The sequence below is a fragment of the Pseudomonas machongensis genome, assembly GCF_034961125.1.
Lineage (GTDB): Bacteria > Pseudomonadota > Gammaproteobacteria > Pseudomonadales > Pseudomonadaceae > Aquipseudomonas > Aquipseudomonas machongensis.
The window spans coordinates 24113-42217 of the sequence record NZ_JAYFUI010000076.1 but is presented as its reverse complement, the minus strand read 5'-3'; the positions used below and the strand labels follow the sequence as shown (position 1 = coordinate 42217).

Genomic DNA, 18105 nt, shown 5'->3' with positions numbered 1-18105 from the left:
GAATACCACGGATCACCGTGGAGTACAGGTCGCCCAGCCAGGCCAGCCAGCGCACCGGCGACAGCCGCAAGGCCACGCCGATCAGGCCCAGAACGATGGCCAGGGCCATCGACGACAGGGCGAGCTGCAACGTCAGCCACGCCCCCTCGAGGATGACTGCCCCGTAGCCTTTCAACATGATTGGGATTCCTCAGGACTTGGGAATGAAAAAATGGTGCAAACCTCAGAGATTCTGCTGTTTGCACCATTGCACAGGTGAAACTCGACGATTTAGTTCGACTCTGGGCCGTAGATGTCGAAGTTGAAGTATTTCTTCTCGATCTCTTTGTACTTGCCGTTGGCGCGGATGGCGTCGATGGCAGCGTTGATGCGATCGGCGTTGGCCTTGTCGCCCTTGCGCACGGCAATGCCGACGCCGTCACCGAAGTACTTCACGTCGGTGAACGACGGACCGACGAAGGCGAAGCCCTTGCCGGCGTCGGTTTTCAGGAAGCCATCTTCGAGCAGAGTGGCATCGGCCACGGTGCCATCGAGGCGACCGGCGGCGACATCCAGGTAGATTTCGTTCTGGGTGCCGTAAGGCACGACGGTGGCGCCCTTAGGTGCCAGCACTTCCTTGGCGAAGCGGTCGTGGATAGAGCCGCGCTGTACACCGATCTTCTTGCCCTTGAGCTCGTCGAGGCTGTCGCTGACGGTGGAGCCTTCCTTCATCACCAGACGGGCTGGAGTCAGGTAGTAGCGCTTGGTGAAGTCGACGGACTTCTTGCGATCATCGGTGATCGACATCGACGACAGGATGGCGTCGATCTTGCGCACCTTCAGCGCCGGGATCAGGCCATCGAATTCCTGCTCGACCCAGGTGCACTTGGCTTTCATCTCTTCGCACAGGGCGTTGCCGATGTCGTAGTCGAAACCGGCGATGCTGCCATCAGGCTGCTTGAAGGCGAAGGGTGGGTAGGCGGCTTCGATACCGATCTTCAACGGCTTCTCGTCGGCCTGCGAGACCAGGGAAAACACAGACAGCGCCAGGGCGCCAAGCAGTGCAAGCTTCTTCATCAGGTAACTCCATCGGTACGGGGCAATACCAGGCAGGGACACGATTGCCGGATATGCGAATGAGTACAACGCGAGCCGCGCAGGGTTCGACCAAGGTCGCAGACCACGAGCGAGTGAGTGGCATTTTAACGACAGCCCGGTAGTCGATATTTCTTCAAAGCGACAACTACGTACAGAAGCGCCTGAAGCTGCGGGCGGCGATATTGACAGCTCTTGCGAAACATGCAAGCGCAAAAGGAAAACAACCTTTAGACGAAGCAATAAGCGGGCCTATTATTGGCAAAGCCTTGTAATCCGGCAAGTGCAGGGTGCAAGGCTGCAAAAAACGGCTACAGGATCGCACCCTGAAGGCACAGAAATGTTTCCCTTGGCCCCGTTTGAGTGCAATCACGGTGACAGCAGCGGGTTACCGATGAATGTCGGGTAACAGAATGCAAAAACCCCGCCGATTACCGGCGGGGTCGGGTTGCAAGGCGCGGGGCAAGACAGCCTACCCCCAACGCATCATCACGCGGTCGCCAGGTTCATGGCCTTGTGCGTGTCGATCAGGTGCTGCACCACACCCGGGTCGGCGAGCGTGGAGATATCGCCCAGCGCATCGTACTCACCCGTGGCGATCTTGCGCAGGATACGCCGCATGATCTTGCCCGAGCGAGTCTTGGGCAGGCCTGGCGCCCACTGGATGACATCCGGCGAGGCGATCGGGCCGATCTCTTTGCGCACCCAGTTCTTCAGCTCCTGGCGCAATTGCTCACTGGACTCCTCGCCGGCATTGAGGGTGACGTAAACATAGATGCCCTGCCCCTTGATGTCGTGCGGCACACCTACCACCGCGGCCTCGGCGACCTTGGAGTGGGCGACCATCGCGCTTTCGATCTCGGCCGTCCCCATGCGGTGCCCCGACACGTTGAGCACATCGTCCACCCGACCGGTGATCCAGTAGTAGCCATCTTCGTCGCGGCGCGCACCGTCTCCGGTGAAATACATGCCACGGAAGGTCTTGAAGTAGGTGTCGACGAAGCGGTCGTGATCGCCATACAGCGAGCGCGACTGGCCCGGCCACGAGTCGAGGATCACCAGGTTGCCCTCGGCCGCGCCCTCGATCAGGTTACCCAGGTTGTCCACCAGTGCCGGTACCACGCCAAAGAAAGGACGGGTTGCCGAGCCCGGCTTGAGGCCGGTGGCGCCCGGCAGCGGGCTGATCAGGATGCCGCCGGTCTCGGTCTGCCACCAGGTGTCGACGATCGGGCAGCGCTCCTTGCCGACGGTCTTGTAATACCAGTTCCAGGCCTCGGGGTTGATCGGCTCACCCACCGAACCGAGCAGGCGCAGGCTCGAGCCATCGGCACCGGCGACCGCCGCCTGACCTTCGGCCATCATCGCGCGGATGGCGGTTGGCGCGGTGTAGAGGATGTTGACCTTGTGCTTGTCGACGATTTTGGACACGCGGGTGATGTCCGGGTAGTTCGGCACACCCTCGAACAGCAGGGTGGTCGCGCCATTGGCCAGCGGGCCGTAGACGATATAGCTGTGACCGGTGACCCAGCCCACGTCGGCGGTGCACCAGTAGACCTCTCCCTGACGGTAGTCGAACACGCGCTCGTGGGTGAGCGCGGCATAGACCAGATAGCCACCCGTGGTATGCAGCACACCCTTGGGCTTGCCGGTAGAACCGGAGGTATAGAGGATGAACAGCGCTTCTTCAGCGCCCATCTCTTTGGGGGCGCAATGGCTGGAGGCGACCTTCATCAGGTCTTCGTACCAGATGTCGCGATGCTGGTGCCAGGCGATGTCACCACCGGTGCGCTTGCACACGATGATCTTCTGCACACTGTTGGTTTCAGGGTTGGTCAGCGCCAGGTCGACGTTGGCCTTGAGCGGCGTGCGGCGGCCGCCACGCAGGCCTTCGTCGGCAGTGATGACGACCTTGGACTTGCAGTCGATGATGCGCCCGGCCAGCGCTTCAGGAGAGAAGCCGCCGAATACCACGGAGTGGATGGCACCGATGCGGGCACAGGCCAGCATCGCCACCACGGCTTCCGGGATCATCGGCATGTAGATGGTGACCACATCGCCACGGTGCACGTCCTGGCCACGCAGGGCGTTGGCGAACTTGCAGACCTGCTCGTGCAGCTCGCGATAGGTGATGTTGCGGTGTTCGGAAGGGTCATCGCCTTCCCAGATGATCGCCAGTTGGTCGCCGCGCTCTTCGAGGTGACGATCCAGGCAGTTGTAGGAAACATTCAGAGTGCCGTCGGCGAACCACTTGATATCGACATGGTGGTCGTCGAACGAGGTCTGCTTGACCTTGGTGAAGGGCTTGATCCAGTCCAGGCGCTGGGCCTGCTCGCGCCAGAAACCGTCCGGGTTGATCACCGATTGCTGGTACATGGCCTTGTAGGTGGCCTCGTCGGTCAGGGTGTTTGCCGCAACCTCGGGACGAACGGGATACAGTGGAGCCGCACTCATCTGTGTTACCTCGGTGTAATAGTTGTTTTTGTATGAGACGGTTTTAACTGTACCAGAGCGACCATGACCATTCGACGTTGGTAGTAACGAACAGCATGCGCCGCGGCGAAATTTCATCAAGGCGCTCTAGCCCGCGGAGCCCCAGGCCATCACTGAAGAATTCGGTACGTTCGTACCGGTGATTGTTACCGATTCTGTCAAAAGCCCGAAAAACTTTATCAAAACCAGATCTTTTTCAATTCGAAGCACACTCCTAGAATTCATCTCGCCAGCAACGGCAAGGCGATTAACTTCTTGTAACAGCCCCCACGAAGGCACGTTAATCCCGCTCTAATTCAACAGTAAAACTCTGGATGTACTCGCGGCGCCACAAGTGCCGCGTGCCCCCTCACGACCTTAGACAGGTAAATTGAAAATGAAAGCTTTACTGGTATTGGTACTTGGCAGTGTTTGCAGCGCGGCAATGGCCGACGATGTTGCAACGAACGCCGAGCAGATTCCGGTTGAACAGTACAGTTATTCGCAACACCTGGACATCGCCAAGGTGCTGTCCATGAGCGAAGTCCCGAATGTCTGCGAAGTGGTGCCGGCGCGCATGACCTACGAAGACTCCAAGGGCCAGAAGCACATTCTCGAATACCGCGTGATGGGCAACGGTTGCTCCAACGGCTAACGCCACGGCCCGCTCCCTTCTTCCGCTCTCGACATCTCCGTGGGAGCGGGCTTTTGTGGGAGCGGGCTTGCCCGCGAAAACAACACCGCCAATTAAATTTTCATTACTTGAAACTTCTTCAATCCACCGACTTGCCCAAGGCGTACTCACGCAACTTGTTGGCAATCGTGGTATGGGAAACACCCAGCCTCTTCCCCAGTGCCCGACTACTTGGAAACTCCGCCATCAAACTTTCCAACACCGCTTTTTCAAAGCGCCCGACGATCTGCGCAAGTTCCCCTTCCAGCGAAAATTCACCCAAGGGTTGTCGCGCACCATAATCCGGCAAACGAATATGTTCGCCCTTGACCACACCGCCCTCACATAACGACACGGCCTGGAACAATACGTTTTCCAGTTGCCGGACATTGCCCGGCCAGTGATATTGACTCAACTTGTCCATCGCCGCCGGCGCCAGGCGAGGCAATGCACAACCGATCTGCCGACTGGCCTGGTCGAGGAAGTGCTGCGCCAGCCCCTCCAGCCCATCCATGCACTCACGCAGTGGCGGAATGTGCAACGACAGCACGTTGAGCCGGTGATAGAGGTCCTGGCGGAACTCGCCCCGCGCGCACAGCTCCGACAGGTCGACCTGGGTGGCGCAGATCACCCGCACATCGAGATAGACCTCCTCGTCGCTGCCGACCCGGCGAAAGCAGCCGTCCTGCAGAAAGCGCAGCAGCTTGACCTGCAGGCGCGGGCTCATCTCCCCTACCCCATCCAGAAACAGCGTGCCGCCCGCGGTCAACTCCAACAGCCCGAGCTTGCCCTCGGCCCGCGCGCCCTCGAACGCACCCGGGCCGTAGCCGAACAGCTCGGTCTCGGCCATTGACTCCGGCAACCCCGCGCAGTTGAGCGCCATCAGCGGTGCCTGGCCACGCGGGCTGGCCAGGTGACAGGCACGGGCCAGCAATTCCTTGCCGGTGCCGGTTTCGCCCTCGATCAGCAACGGCGCATCCAGCGGCGCCATGCGCCGCGCCTCGCGCACGACCGAGGCCATCACCCGTGAACTCTGGAAGATGCTGTCGAAACCACGCAGCTCCTGCTTGCGAACGTTGTAGATACGCTCGCCGATGCGATCGGCGCGATGCAGGGTCAGCACCGCGCCGGCCAGGGCTTCGCTGTCGTCATGTTCGGACTGCAAGGGCGCGATATCGGCCAGGAACACATCACCCTTGACCTTGATGCGCAACCCGTTGATCCGCGACTGGTTGGCCCGCACCAGTTCCGGAAGGTCGAAATCCTCGACATAGCGCGCCAGCGGCAACCCCGGCACCTCGTCGACCCGTACCCCGAGCAACTGCGCCGCGGCACGGTTGGCTGCAACGATGCTGCCTCCCATGTCGACCGACAGCACCGGAAACTCCAGCGCCCCAAGCAACGCATTGAGCTCCATGTGCCGCCGCTCGCTGGGCATCAAGCCGACGCGCTTGACCCCAAACACCCCGGCGATGGCTTCGAATTTTGGACGCAAGGCCTGGAACTGCAGGTTGATCAGGTTCGGGCAATGCAAATAGATGGCGTTGCCGTGATCGCCGCCGACCTCGCCACGCAACACGTTGATACCGTACTCCACCAACAGGTTGAGGATGTCGCGCAGGATGCCGATGCGGTTCTGGCAGTGGACTTTGATACGCATGAAAGGCCCCGAGGCAACCGACTTTATTCATCGGCGCGCAGAAAATTCGTAAAGATAAGCTGACAAAAATACCTTAACTGCCAGCCTGATACCCTTGATTTTTCGGGGCAACCCTCTATTTGTAAAATTATCGTTACAGAAACACCCCATTCCTTCCTTGTCACCCCGCAGATCGACCCGTGCAAAACCGCCTGCGTAAGGCTATTCCTAGGGCAAGTCCCAAATAACAAGAAAGCCCTCACCAGGAGAGCTCCATGAAACAGACGCAATACGTGGCCCGCGAGCCCGATGCGCAGGGTTTTATCGACTACCCGCAGCAAGAGCATGCGGTGTGGAACACCCTGATCACCCGCCAGTTGAAAGTGATCGAGGGCCGCGCATGCCAGGAGTACCTGGACGGCATCGACCAGCTCAAGCTGCCCCATGACCGCATTCCGCAACTGGGCGAAGTCAACAGGGTGCTGGGCGCCACCACAGGCTGGCAGGTCGCTCGCGTGCCGGCGCTGATCCCCTTCCAGACCTTCTTCGAACTGCTGGCCAGCAAGCGCTTCCCGGTCGCCACCTTCATCCGCACCCCGGAAGAACTGGACTACCTGCAGGAACCGGACATCTTCCACGAGATCTTCGGCCACTGCCCGCTGCTGACCAACCCTTGGTTCGCCGAATTCACCCATACCTATGGCAAGCTCGGCCTGGCGGCGACCAAGGAACAACGGGTGTACCTGGCGCGCCTGTACTGGATGACCATCGAGTTCGGCCTGATGGAAACCGCCCAGGGCCGCAAGATCTATGGCGGCGGTATCCTCTCCTCGCCCAAGGAGACGGTCTACAGTCTGTCCAGCGAACCTGAACACCAAGCCTTCGATCCGATCGAAGCCATGCGTACGCCCTACCGTATCGATATCCTGCAGCCGGTGTACTTCGTCCTGCCGAACATGAAGCGCCTGTTCGATCTGGCCCACGAGGACATCATGGGCATGGTCCAGCACGCCATGCAGTTGGGCCTGCACGCGCCGAAATTCCCACCCAAGGCGGCCTGAGCCGTCTTGCCGACAACAACTCGAAAGCGGAAAACCTCCATGAATGCCTTGAACCAAGCCCACTGCGAAGCCTGCCGTGCTGACGCGCCGAAGGTCAGCGACCAAGAGCTGGCCGAACTGATTCGCGAGATCCCGGACTGGAGCGTGGAAGTGCGCGACGGCCACATGGAACTGGAGCGCGTGTTCCTGTTCAAGAACTTCAAGCACGCCCTGGCCTTCACCAACGCCGTCGGCGAAATCGCCGAAGCCGAAGGGCATCACCCCGGCCTGCTCACCGAGTGGGGCAAGGTCACCGTGACCTGGTGGAGCCACTCGATCAAAGGGCTGCACCGCAACGACTTCATCATGTGTGCACGCACCGACAAGGTCGCTGAGACGGCTGAAGGGCGTAAGTAACGCCAGCTGGATCGCGTCGTTCTCTTCGCGGCGGCTCCACGCTCCAACAAGCCCGCGCCTACAGGAATAGTGACCTGCCTGCAGGTGCGAGTTTATCGGGGCGCTGGACCGCCGCGAATGCATTCACAGCACAACCGAGGCGCACACCGTCCGCTATTCGCCCGCAAAACCGACAAGCGAGAGGGAAAAATCTCAAACTGTCATCCAGACTGCTGTATCCTGCCCCAGCTTTTCAAAAGCTTCCAATGCGCCAAGCGCTGCCCTTTCACTCACACTTGCGAGGAACGACGAGATGCATGAAATCCCGAATCTTCCCTTCCCAAGCCTGAACCCCGAAGAGCAAACCGTCACCGCCCACGCCGCCGAGCCGGCACCTGCTTCGCAGGACAGTGACGATCAATCCAGCGCCGATCAGGAATAACCGCGCATCCCCACCGACCGTGTGAAAACGGCTGACCTGCGGGTCATCCCCGTCATCACGTTTTCACACAGTCCAGAACCTTGAAGGCCCCCATGCCCGACTCACCGCGTCCTCTTGCGGTTACCCTGCAAGTCGTCTCCATCGTTCTCTTCACCTTCATCGGCTACCTGAACATCGGCATCCCCCTCGCCGTGCTGCCCGGCTATGTGCACAACGACCTGGGTTTCAGTGCCGTACTCGCAGGCCTGGTGATCAGCGTCCAGTACCTGGCAACCCTGCTCAGCCGCCCGACCGCCAGCCGTATCATCGACAACCTCGGCAGCAAGAAGGCGGTGATGTGGGGCCTGTTCGGCTGCGGCCTGAGCGGGGTGTTCATGCTGGCCTGCAGCTTCCTCACCCACTTGCCCTGGCTAAGCCTCACTTGTCTGCTCATCGGGCGCCTGGTGCTGGGCAGCGCGGAGAGCCTCGTGGGCTCGGGCTCGATCGGCTGGGGCATCGGCCGCGTCGGCGCCGAACACACCGCCAAGGTCATCTCCTGGAACGGCATCGCCAGTTATGGCGCGCTGGCCGTCGGCGCGCCGCTAGGGGTGCTGATGGTCAAGGGCCTGGGGCTGTGGAGCATGGGCGTGAGCGTCATCCTGCTGGGCATTCTCGGCCTGGCACTGGCCTGGCCCAAGCAGGCAGCACCGGTGGTGGCGGGCAAGCGCCTGCCCTTCCTGCAGGTGCTGGGCAAGGTATTTCCGCATGGTTCGGGGCTGGCGCTGGGGTCGATCGGTTTCGGCACCATCGCGACCTTCATCACCCTCTACTACGCCAGCCGCAACTGGCCGAACGCTGCACTGACCCTGAGCCTGTTCGGCGCCAGCTTCATCTGTGCACGCCTGCTGTTCGGCAATCTGATCAACCGCATCGGCGGCTTTCGCGTGGCCATCGCCTGCCTGTCGGTGGAAACCCTGGGGCTGCTGATGCTATGGCTGGCACCCAACGCCGAGCTGGCCCTGGTCGGCGCCGCGCTGAGCGGATTCGGCTTTTCGCTGGTCTTCCCGGCACTGGGAGTGGAAGCCGTGAACCAGGTTTCGGCAGCCAACCGCGGGGCTGCGGTCGGGGCGTATTCGCTGTTCATCGATCTGTCGCTGGGGATCACCGGGCCGCTGGTCGGTGCGGTGGCCTCAGGCTTCGGCTTCAGGTCGATCTTTCTGTTCGCCGCAGGTGCGGCGGTTTGCGGGCTGGTGCTGAGCCTGTATCTGTACCGCCAGGCACGGCTGGGGCGAGAGCTGCACGACTGAAGGCTGCGCTGGCCTCTTCGCGGGCATCCCCGCGAAGAGGCCGTGAGATCAGTGCACCAGGTACTGCAACACCACCTCCAGCGGATGGCGAAGCTGTTTCTCGGCCATGCGCTTGACCTGGCTACGGCACGAATAACCCGTCGCCAACGCCTCGCCTTCCTTGTCCAGCTTGGTCGCCCACGACTGCTCGAAGATGGTCTTCGAAGCCTGCTGATTACGCGCCTCGTGCCCGTAGGTGCCCGACATCCCGCAGCAACCGGTGGCCTCGGTGGCAAGCTTGAGCCCCATCCGCGCAAACACCTGCTCCCACTGCCGGGTGCTGGCCGGAACGTTGGTCTTCTCCGTGCAATGCGCCATCAGGCGGAAGCTGCCGCCCTTCCCTGCAGCCTGTTCGGGCAACGCATCCATCAGCCACTCCTGCGGCAACAGCACTGCCGGACAACCCTCCAGGCCGTCGACCTTCTGGTATTCCTGGCGATAGACCAGGGTCATCGCCGGATCCAGACCCACCAACTGCACACCGCAATCAGCCAGGGCCTTGAGCTGCCGGCCATTGCGAATGGCTGCCTTGGCGAAGGCGCCGAGGAAGCCCTGCACATGCAGCGGCTTGCCGTTGGCGCTGTAGGGCGCCAGGAACACCTTGTAGCCCAGCCGGTGGGCCAGTTCGATGAACGAAGCCAGCAGCGGTGTCTCGAAGTACCGCGTGAAAGCGTCCTGCACCAGCACGATGCTGCGCTCGCGCTGGGCCGGGGTCAGCTCGCGCAGCGCCGGCACACTGGCCACACCCACACGGCAGCGGGTCAGGGTGGACTGGAAGTTGAAGCGGCTGATCAATGGGCTGTCGACCATGCCGACTTTGTCGGCCAGCAGGCGGCTGACCCACTTCGACCCCATCACCGCGTTATACAAGCCCGGCGCATGGGCCAGGTACGGAATGGTGAACTCCAGCGAGCCGATCAGATAGTCACGCAGCGGGCGCTGGTAGCGACCGTGGTAGAGCTCGAGGAAACGTGAACGGAAGTCCGGTACGTTGACCTTGATCGGGCACTGCCCCGCGCACGACTTGCACGCCAGGCAGCCGGCCATGGCGTCGTACACCTCGTGGGAAAAGTCCTCTTGCCCCTGACGCTGGGCCCGCAGGTTGGCCAGGCGCTTGGGCAGGCCCTTGATCCACGACGCCTTGCGCTGGGCCGAGGCCAGCACATCGATATTGGCCTCGCCCTGCAGGCGCAGCCATTCACGGATCAGCGAGGCGCGCCCCTTGGGTGAATGGCGACGCTCGCGGGTGGCCTTCCACGACGGGCACATGGCGTCGTTGGGGTCATAGTTGTAGCAGGCGCCGTTGCCGTTGCAGTGCACGGCGCTGCCAAAGCTCTGCCACACGCGCTCGTCGATGTTACGGTCCAGGTCGCCACGCAGGGTGACACCATCGACCGGCGTCAGGCCCTCGGCGCTGTCGGGTGGTGTGCAGATCTTGCCCGGGTTGAGCTGGTTGTAAGGGTCGAATGCGCCCTTGAGCCGCTGCAGGGCCGGGTACAGTTCACCGAAGTATTCCGGCACGTATTCCGAGCGCAGCCCCTTGCCATGCTCGCCCCAGAGCAAGCCGCCATAGCGCTTGGTCAGCGCCGCCACCGCATCGGAGATCGGCTTGACCAACGCGGCCTGGGCCGGGTCTTTCATGTCCAGCGCAGGACGCACGTGCAGCACCCCGGCATCGACGTGACCGAACATGCCATAGGCCAGGCCATGGCCATCGAGCAGCGCACGGAATTCGGCGATGTAGTCGGCCAACTGCTCCGGCGGTACCGCGGTATCTTCCACGAACGGCTGCGGCCGCACCTCGCCCTCGACGTTGCCGAGCAGCCCCACCGAACGCTTGCGCATGGTGTAGACGCGCGTCACTGCCTCGGCGCCCTCGGCGAGGGTGTGGCCCAACCGCTCGACGCTGGTATCGCTGCGCAGGTGTTCGACGAAGGCCTCGACGCGGGCATTGACCTCGTCCGGCTCGTCGCCGCAGAACTCGACCAGGTTGATACCCAAGGTCGGGCGCTCGGCGTCGGCAGGGAAGTATTCGGCGACGCTGTGCCAGACGATATCTTTCATCGCCAGCATCAGTACCTTGGAATCGACGGTCTCGATCGACAGCGGCTTGTGCGCCATCAGCGCATTGGCGTCGCGCAGGGCGTCCATGAAACTGGTGTAGCGCACGTTGACCAGCACCGCGTATTTCGGGATCGGCAGCACGTTGAGCTTGGCCTCGACCACATAGCCCAGCGAGCCTTCGGCGCCGCACAGCACGCTATTGAGGTTGAACAGGCCCTGCTCGTCGCGCAGATGCGCCAGGTCGTAACCGGTCAGGCAACGGTTGAGCTTGGGGAAGGTGGTCTCGATCAGCTCGCCTTGGGTCTGCTGGATCTCACGCGCCATGCGATAGACCTCACCGACCCGGCCAGGTGCGGCGCAGGCCTGCTCCAGCGCAGCGTCGTCGATCGGCAGGCTGTGCAGTCGCTCGCCCCCGAGCAGCACGCTGTGCAGCTCAAGAACGTGGTCACGGGTCTTGCCGTAGGTGCAACTGCCCTGGCCACTGGCATCGGTGTTGATCATGCCGCCGACCGTGGCGCGGTTGGAGGTCGACAGCTCAGGGGCGAAGAACAGCCCGTGCGGCTTGAGCGCAGCGTTGAGCTGATCCTTCACCACACCAGCCTGCACCCGTACCCAACGCTCCTGGGTGTTGATTTCAAGGATGGTGTTCATGTGCCGCGACAGGTCGACGACGATGCCGTCGGTCAGCGACTGGCCGTTGGTCCCCGTACCGCCGCCGCGCGGGGTCAGCTTGATCTGCCGAAAACGCGGCTCGGCCATCAGCGTGGCGACGCGCGCCACGTCGTCGGCATCGAGCGGGAAGACGGCCGCCTGGGGCAGGCGCTGATAGATCGAGTTGTCGGTGGCCAGCACCGTACGGGTGCCGTAGTCGGCGCTGATCTGGCCGCGGAAGCCGCTGGCACTCAGGGCTTCGAGGAATTCGGGGTAGCCGGCGACAGGCGCACGGACGGGCAACTGGGCGATCATCGAAGGATGGCCTCTTGTATGGGCAGGTTCACGGTCTGGCATCACCGGCAGGCGACGCTCTGTTGCTCATCCGGCATGAATAACTGCGGGCCGGATGACGGATAGGCCAATGTTCCTGTACTTTCCAGCCGAGGGCAAACGGATAATCCTGCCGCTATCGATGAGTTTCATGAATGAATTACCGCCACCTGACCCCATCGATGTCCTTGCTGCTGGCCTTCGAGGCCGCTGCCCGGCATGAAAGCTACACCCGCGCGGCCGTCGAGCTGTCGCTGACCCAGAGCGCAGTCAGCCGCCAGGTCCAGGCGCTGGAGCAGCAACTGGGCCTGACCTTGTTCCGCCGCGAAGGGCGCCAGGTGCAATTGACCGATGTCGGGCGCCTGTACCAGCGCGAGTTGAGCGAAGCCCTTGGACGTATTCGCAGTGCCACGCTGCAGGCACTCGCCTACCAGTCCGGGGTCGGCACCCTGCGCCTGGCGACACTGCCCACCTTCGGTTCGAAATGGCTGCTGCCGCGCCTGAACGCGTTCTACAGCGCGCATCCCGGGATGCTGGTGCACATCCATTCACGCATCGAAGCGATCAATTTCGACACCAGCGAGATCGATGCCGCCATCGGTGTGGCCAGCCACGACCTGCCCGGCCTGATCTGCCACCGGTTGCATGCCGAGGAACTGGTGGTGATCCTGCCGCCGCAGGCGGCGGGTGCGGCGCAGACATGGACGCCAGCGCGGATCAGCGAAGAGCTGCTGCTCAATGTCGCCAACAATCCGCATGCCTGGGGCGAATGGTTTTCCCATCATGAACTGGCGCATCGCGCCATGCGCCTGGGGCCGAGCTTCGAGCTGACATCGCACCTGATCCAGGCGGTACGCGCCGGGATCGGCATCGGCCTGGTGCCAAGGATTCTGGTGGCCGAAGAACTGGCCAAGGGCGAGCTGTTCAGCCCGGGCGAGGCGTTTGCAAGCCAGCGCAGCTACTACCTGATCTATCCGCCGCGCAACGAGGCGCTGCCCTCGCTCAGGGCGTTTCGCGGGTGGTTGTTGGAGCAGATTTAGCGGTTGCCTGGTTGGGCGCTTTCGCGGGCAAGCCCGCTCCCACAGGGCCCGATCAGACAACAAAAAACCCGGCACCAGCCCCTGGCACCGGGTTTCCCGAATCAAGCTACCGGCTTACTTGGCCACGCTACCCGCCGCAGTACCCGCCTGCGCCATGCGCTTGCTCTTGATCACATAGAACACATACATCACCACCAGCCACACCGGAATCGCATAGACCGAAACCTGGATCCCCGGAATCTGCAGCATGATGCCCAGGATCAGCACCACGAAGGCCAGGCACAGGTAGTTGCCGTACGGGTACCACAGCGCCTTGAACAGCGGTTTCTGGCCGGTACGGTCAAGGTGCTGGCGGAACTTCAGGTGCGAGTAGCTGATCATCGCCCAGTTGATCACCAGCGCCGCGACCACCAGCGACATCAGCAACTCCAGGGCATGCTGCGGCATGAAGTAGTTGAGCAGCACGGCAATCAGGGTGAACGCTGCCGACGCCAGGATCGCCCGAACCGGCACGCCACGACGGTCGATCTTCGCCAGGCCCGCCGGCGCATCGCCCTGCTCGGCCATGCCGTAGAGCATGCGCGCATTGCAGTAGGTGCCGCTGTTGTACACCGACAGTGCCGCGGTCAGTACCACGAAGTTCAGCAGATGCGCCGCCACGTCACTGCCCAGCAGCGAGAACACCTGGACGAACGGGCTGCTGCCGTAGCTGCCGCCGGAAGCATCGATGCTGGCCACCAGGCTGTCCCACGGGGTCAGCGACAGCAGCACCACCAGGGCACCGATATAGAAGATCAGGATGCGGTAGATGACCTGGTTGATCGCCTTCGGAATCACGGTCTTGGGCTTGTCAGCTTCGGCGGCAGTGAAACCGAGCATTTCCAGGCCACCGAAGGAGAACATGATGATCGCCAGCGCCATCACCAACCCGCTCACGCCATTGGGGAAGAAGCCACCATGGCTCCACAGGTTGGTCACCGAGGCGTCCGGTCCGCCGCTGCCGCTGGTGAGCAGATATGCGCCCAAGGCGATCATGCCGACGATGGCGGCCACCTTGATGATCGCGAACCAGAACTCGGCCTCGCCGAACACCTTGACGTTCATCAGGTTGATCGCGTTGATCAGCAGGAAGAAGCCCGCTGCAGTGACCCAGGTCGGGATCTCCGGCCACCAATAGTGGACGTACTTGCCGACTGCGGAGAGCTCCGACATACCCACCAGGATGTACAGCACCCAGCAGTTCCAGCCCGACAGGAAGCCCGCGAAGCCGCCCCAGTACTTGTGAGCGAAATGGCTGAAGGAGCCGGCCACAGGCTCTTCGACGATCATCTCGCCGAGCTGGCGCATGATCATGAAGGCGATGAAGCCACAGATGGCGTAGCCAAGGATCATCGAGGGGCCGGCGGATTTCATCACCCCGGCCGAACCGAGGAACAGGCCGGTACCAATGGCGCCGCCCAGGGCGATCAGCTGGATATGGCGGTTCTTCAAGCCACGCTTGAGTTCGCCTGACGACTGCGAATTGTGTCCACTCATGAACGAAGTCACCTGCTTGTTTTTATCTGTGACGGAATCGGACCCGCCGCGCTGGTGGCACAGCGGAATGAGGCAAGGTGGTTACCTTGGGTTCCCGGACCCTGGCGTCGCGCCTGGCACGGAGCCTGAGGCGGATCAGCCGGGAGTCGGCGAGAATGCGTGGTACGCGAGGGGGTCACAGGTAAAACGCGGCGCATTGTATACCCCTGCGAGCGCGCAGGCGTCAACGCGTTGCGTCGTTTCCTCGGGAAAAAACGCAGCGGTCCTGTGGCAAGGGCCATCAATGGCGTAGTGATCGGCGTACATGGCGCCTCCATTTGTTGTTGTGTAGGCCCGACTGCAGTGGTGGGCTGATGCACGTGGCAATGCCCGTCATATCAGCGCGAGGCGGGGCTTTGGGCAAGAGCACGAATGGCCGGCGCAAGGCCCTACAGCGCGGCATGCGGCAAGATCTGTTTACACCAACTTGCAAAGCAGGAAACCGAACGGCAATTCCGGCAGACTTCGTATAAATTTCGTTACAAGGTGGTTCAAAAACTTTCCAGCGTGACGAAAAATGCTTCGTACTCAGGGGCTTGAGGACGCTCAGTTTTCGACCAGGCACAAAAAAGCCAGCCCGAAGGCTGGCTTTTCACCGCAGGATGCGATCACCCACGCGGCTTGCCGCGACCACGGCCAACCGGCTTGTCGCCTTCGGCACGTGCAGGACGCTTGCGCATTTCGCTAGGGCGTTCGGCAACGGTGCTGCCACGGCCACCCTTGCGCGGTGCTTCCTCACGAGCCGGACGCGCCGGACGCTCGCTGGCCGCGCGCGGCTGACGCTCGCCGGCATCCTTGGCTGGGCGCAAGTCACGTACGCGCTCGCCACGACCCATGGGGCGCGTGGACTTGCGCTGCAAGCGCTCGAGCTTGTCCTTGGCCTTGAGGTTGAGGGTCGGCAGCGCCACCGGTTGCAGCCCGACTTCGGCGGCCAGGATGTCGATCTCGCCCTGGCTCATTTCACGCCAGCGGCCCATCGGCAGGTCGGAGTTGAGGAACACCGGGCCGAAGCGCACACGCTTCAGGCGGCTGACCACCATGCCCTGGGACTCCCACAGGCGACGCACCTCACGGTTGCGGCCTTCCATCACCACGCAGTGGTACCAGTGGTTGAAGCCTTCACCGCCCGGCGCCTTCTGGATATCGGTGAACTTGGCCGGGCCGTCCTCGAGCATCACGCCCGCCTTGAGGCGTTCGATCATCTCGTCGTCGACCTCGCCACGGACACGCACCGCGTACTCGCGGTCCATCTCGTAGGAAGGGTGCATCAGGCGGTTGGCCAATTCACCGTCGGTGGTGAACAGCAGCAAGCCAGTGGTGTTGATGTCGAGACGACCGATGTTGATCCAGCGGCCTTCTTTCGGGCGCGGCAGGCGGTCGAACACGGTCGGACGGCCTTCAGGGTCGTCACGGGTGCAGATCTCGCCATCGGGCTTGTTGTACATGATGACGCGGCGGGTCGCCTCGGCGGCTTCCTCGCGCTTGATCAGCTTGCCGTCGACAGCGATGGCATCGTGCAGGTCGACGCGCTGGCCGAGGGTAGCCTCGACGCCATTGACCTTGATGCGGCCTTGGCTGATCCAGGCTTCGACGTCACGGCGTGAACCCACACCGATGCGTGCCAGCACTTTCTGCAGCTTTTCGCCGGACGGCGGGGTGATCTGGGTTTCTTGCAGGTCTTTGTCACTCATCTGGGCACCTCCCGGTGTGCGGTGTAGTGAAAGCGGTTTGGCGGCGGATGCGCCAAGAGGGCGCGTATTGTACGCGGTTCAGGGAGCTGGCGCATCGGGATGCGAATGTTTTTCTGCCCGGCGGTTAGCCTGTGAAAGGGTCAGCGCAGATCAGGACTTGTCCTCATCCTCGACCACATCCTCTTCCTCGCGTAAGTCATCGAAGTCGATCTTGAGCCCTTCTTCCATGGCATCCAGCTCCACCAGCAAGCTGCGGAAGCTGGTCTCCTCCTTCGGCTCACCCTCGTCTTCAGGCCCATCCTCGCCCAGGCTGGCATCGGCCAACGCCTGCAGGTGCGCGGGCACCGGCGCATCGTCCAGGTCGTCGAGCACAGGTTCTGGCTCCATCTCGCGCAACTCGGCCAGGGGCGGCAACTCATCGAGGCTCTTGAGATTGAAATGATCGAGAAACGCCTTGGTGGTGGCGAACATGGCCGGGCGGCCAGGCACTTCGCGGTAGCCGACGATGCGGATCCACTCGCGTTCCATCAGGGTCTTGATGATGTTGCTGTTGACTGCCACCCCACGCACATCTTCGATCTCGCCACGGGTGATCGGCTGACGGTAGGCAATCAAGGCCATGGTCTCGAGCAGCGCCCGGGAATAGCGCTGCGGGCGCTCCTCCCACAGGCGACCGACCCAGGGTGCGAAGTCCTCACGAATCTGCAGACGGTAGCCGCTGGCCACTTCCTTGAGTTCGAAGGCGCGACCATTGCACGACTTGCCGAGCACCTCCAGGGCCTTCTTGAACACGGCCGGCGCCGGTCGCTCTGCCTCCTCGAACAATTCGAAGAGACGCTCCAGGGACTGTGGCTTGCCTGAGGCCAGCAAAAAGGCCTCGATCAGCGACGCAAGGTCGCGGGGTTCGTTCAGGTTCATCGGCGCTCTTTACTGTCACTCGGCCCGGGCACGGACATGGATCGGGGTGAAAGGCTCATTCTGCACCAGTTCGATCAGCGATTCCTTCACCAGCTCGAGAATCGCCATGAAGGTGACCACCACACCAAGCTTGCCCTCCTCGACGCTGAACAGCTCGATGAAGGGTACGAAGCCTCCGCCCTTCAGACGCTCGAGCACCTCGCTCATGCGCTCGCGGGTCGACAAGGTCTCACGGGTGATCTGGTGGCTTTCGAACAAGTCGTTGCGGCGCATGACTTCGGCCATCGACAGCAGGATTTCTTCCAGCGCGACGTCGGGCAGCAATTTGCGCACCTTGGCCTGCGGCGCCTCCAGTTGTGGCACCAGCACCTCGCGCCCGATCCGCGGCAGCTCGTCGATACCCTCGGCGGCCGCCTTGAAACGTTCGTACTCCTGCAGGCGGCGGATCAGCTCGGCGCGCGGATCGCCCTCTTCTTCCTCGATTTCACTGGAGCGCGGCAGCAGCATGCGCGACTTGATCTCGGCCAGCATGGCAGCCATCACCAGGTATTCGGCAGCCAGCTCCAGGCGCACCGACTTCATCAGTTCGACGTAGCCCATGTACTGCCGAGTGATCTCGGCCACGGGGATGTCGAGAATATCGATGTTCTGCTTGCGGATCAGGTACAGCAGCAGGTCCAGCGGGCCCTCGAAGGCTTCGAGGAAGACCTCCAGGGCGTCCGGCGGGATGTACAGGTCGACCGGCATTTCGGTCAGGGCTTCGCCATAGACCAGC

The 18105-nt window shown here is 62.3% G+C and carries 14 protein-coding genes and 1 pseudogene; 6 read left to right on the top strand and 9 right to left on the bottom strand.

Going from position 1 to position 18105, the window contains the following annotated elements; all coding sequences use genetic code 11:
* The 3 genes and pseudogenes from VA602_RS07805 to acs all read right to left on the bottom strand — a co-directional run.
* Positions 1-178, bottom strand: a pseudogene (locus tag VA602_RS07805) (arginine ABC transporter permease ArtQ); the annotation flags it as partial.
* A 92-nt stretch (positions 179-270) separates the two neighbouring features.
* Entirely contained in the window at positions 271-1056 is a 786-nt protein-coding gene (locus tag VA602_RS07800; protein ID WP_054891935.1) for an ABC transporter substrate-binding protein, read from the bottom strand.
* Positions 1057-1563: 507 nt separating this feature from the next.
* Positions 1564-3525, bottom strand: coding sequence for an acetate--CoA ligase (acs, locus tag VA602_RS07795; RefSeq protein ID WP_054891936.1), 1962 nt, complete (start codon positions 3523-3525; stop codon positions 1564-1566).
* A 415-nt stretch (positions 3526-3940) separates the two neighbouring features.
* On the opposite strand from acs, the gene VA602_RS07790 reads away from it, so the two are divergent.
* Positions 3941-4198, top strand: a complete 258-nt coding sequence (locus VA602_RS07790) for a DUF2790 domain-containing protein (protein WP_054891937.1) — start codon at positions 3941-3943, stop codon at positions 4196-4198.
* Between the two features lie 118 nt (positions 4199-4316).
* On the opposite strand, the gene VA602_RS07785 is transcribed toward VA602_RS07790, so the two are convergent.
* Positions 4317-5876 (bottom strand): sigma-54-dependent transcriptional regulator, encoded by a 1560-nt coding sequence (locus VA602_RS07785; protein WP_151925555.1) that lies wholly within the window; start codon positions 5874-5876, stop codon positions 4317-4319.
* 254 nt (positions 5877-6130) lie between these two features.
* Here VA602_RS07785 and phhA point away from each other — a divergent pair, with 254 nt between their 5' ends.
* The 4 genes from phhA to VA602_RS07765 all read left to right on the top strand — a co-directional run bounded on the left by phhA (position 6131) and on the right by VA602_RS07765 (position 9019).
* Positions 6131-6916, top strand: coding sequence for a phenylalanine 4-monooxygenase (gene phhA, locus VA602_RS07780; RefSeq protein WP_323452915.1), 786 nt, complete (start codon positions 6131-6133; stop codon positions 6914-6916).
* Positions 6917-6955: 39 nt separating this feature from the next.
* On the top strand, positions 6956-7312 hold the full coding sequence (locus tag VA602_RS07775; RefSeq protein WP_054891940.1) for a 4a-hydroxytetrahydrobiopterin dehydratase: 357 nt from the start codon (positions 6956-6958) through the stop codon (positions 7310-7312).
* A 292-nt stretch (positions 7313-7604) separates the two neighbouring features.
* Positions 7605-7733, top strand: a complete 129-nt coding sequence (locus tag VA602_RS07770; RefSeq protein WP_256216352.1) for a hypothetical protein — start codon at positions 7605-7607, stop codon at positions 7731-7733.
* Positions 7734-7825: 92 nt separating this feature from the next.
* Positions 7826-9019 (top strand): MFS transporter, encoded by a 1194-nt coding sequence (locus VA602_RS07765; protein WP_323452914.1) that lies wholly within the window; start codon positions 7826-7828, stop codon positions 9017-9019.
* A gap of 48 nt (positions 9020-9067) precedes the next feature.
* On the opposite strand, the gene ydiJ is transcribed toward VA602_RS07765, so the two are convergent.
* A complete protein-coding gene (gene ydiJ / locus VA602_RS07760) occupies positions 9068-12088 on the bottom strand; it encodes a D-2-hydroxyglutarate dehydrogenase YdiJ (protein ID WP_323452913.1) in 3021 nt (1006 codons plus the stop codon).
* Between the two features lie 173 nt (positions 12089-12261).
* On the opposite strand from ydiJ, the gene VA602_RS07755 reads away from it, so the two are divergent.
* A complete protein-coding gene (locus tag VA602_RS07755; protein WP_054891943.1) occupies positions 12262-13146 on the top strand; it encodes a LysR substrate-binding domain-containing protein in 885 nt (294 codons plus the stop codon).
* A 114-nt stretch (positions 13147-13260) separates the two neighbouring features.
* On the opposite strand, the gene VA602_RS07750 is transcribed toward VA602_RS07755, so the two are convergent.
* The 4 genes from VA602_RS07750 to VA602_RS07735 form a co-directional block, all read right to left on the bottom strand.
* The gene (locus tag VA602_RS07750; protein ID WP_323452912.1) at positions 13261-14682 is read right to left on the bottom strand and encodes an amino acid permease; all 1422 of its coding nucleotides are present in this window, start codon (positions 14680-14682) and stop codon (positions 13261-13263) included.
* Positions 14683-15329: 647 nt separating this feature from the next.
* Positions 15330-16412 (bottom strand): 23S rRNA pseudouridine(2605) synthase RluB, encoded by a 1083-nt coding sequence (rluB, locus tag VA602_RS07745; RefSeq protein WP_065862088.1) that lies wholly within the window; start codon positions 16410-16412, stop codon positions 15330-15332.
* A gap of 150 nt (positions 16413-16562) precedes the next feature.
* A complete protein-coding gene (gene scpB, locus VA602_RS07740; RefSeq protein WP_063545720.1) occupies positions 16563-17330 on the bottom strand; it encodes an SMC-Scp complex subunit ScpB in 768 nt (255 codons plus the stop codon).
* A 15-nt stretch (positions 17331-17345) separates the two neighbouring features.
* Positions 17346-18044, bottom strand: a complete 699-nt coding sequence (locus VA602_RS07735) for a segregation and condensation protein A (protein ID WP_162714451.1) — start codon at positions 18042-18044, stop codon at positions 17346-17348.
* Positions 18045-18105: the final 61 nt, after the last annotated feature.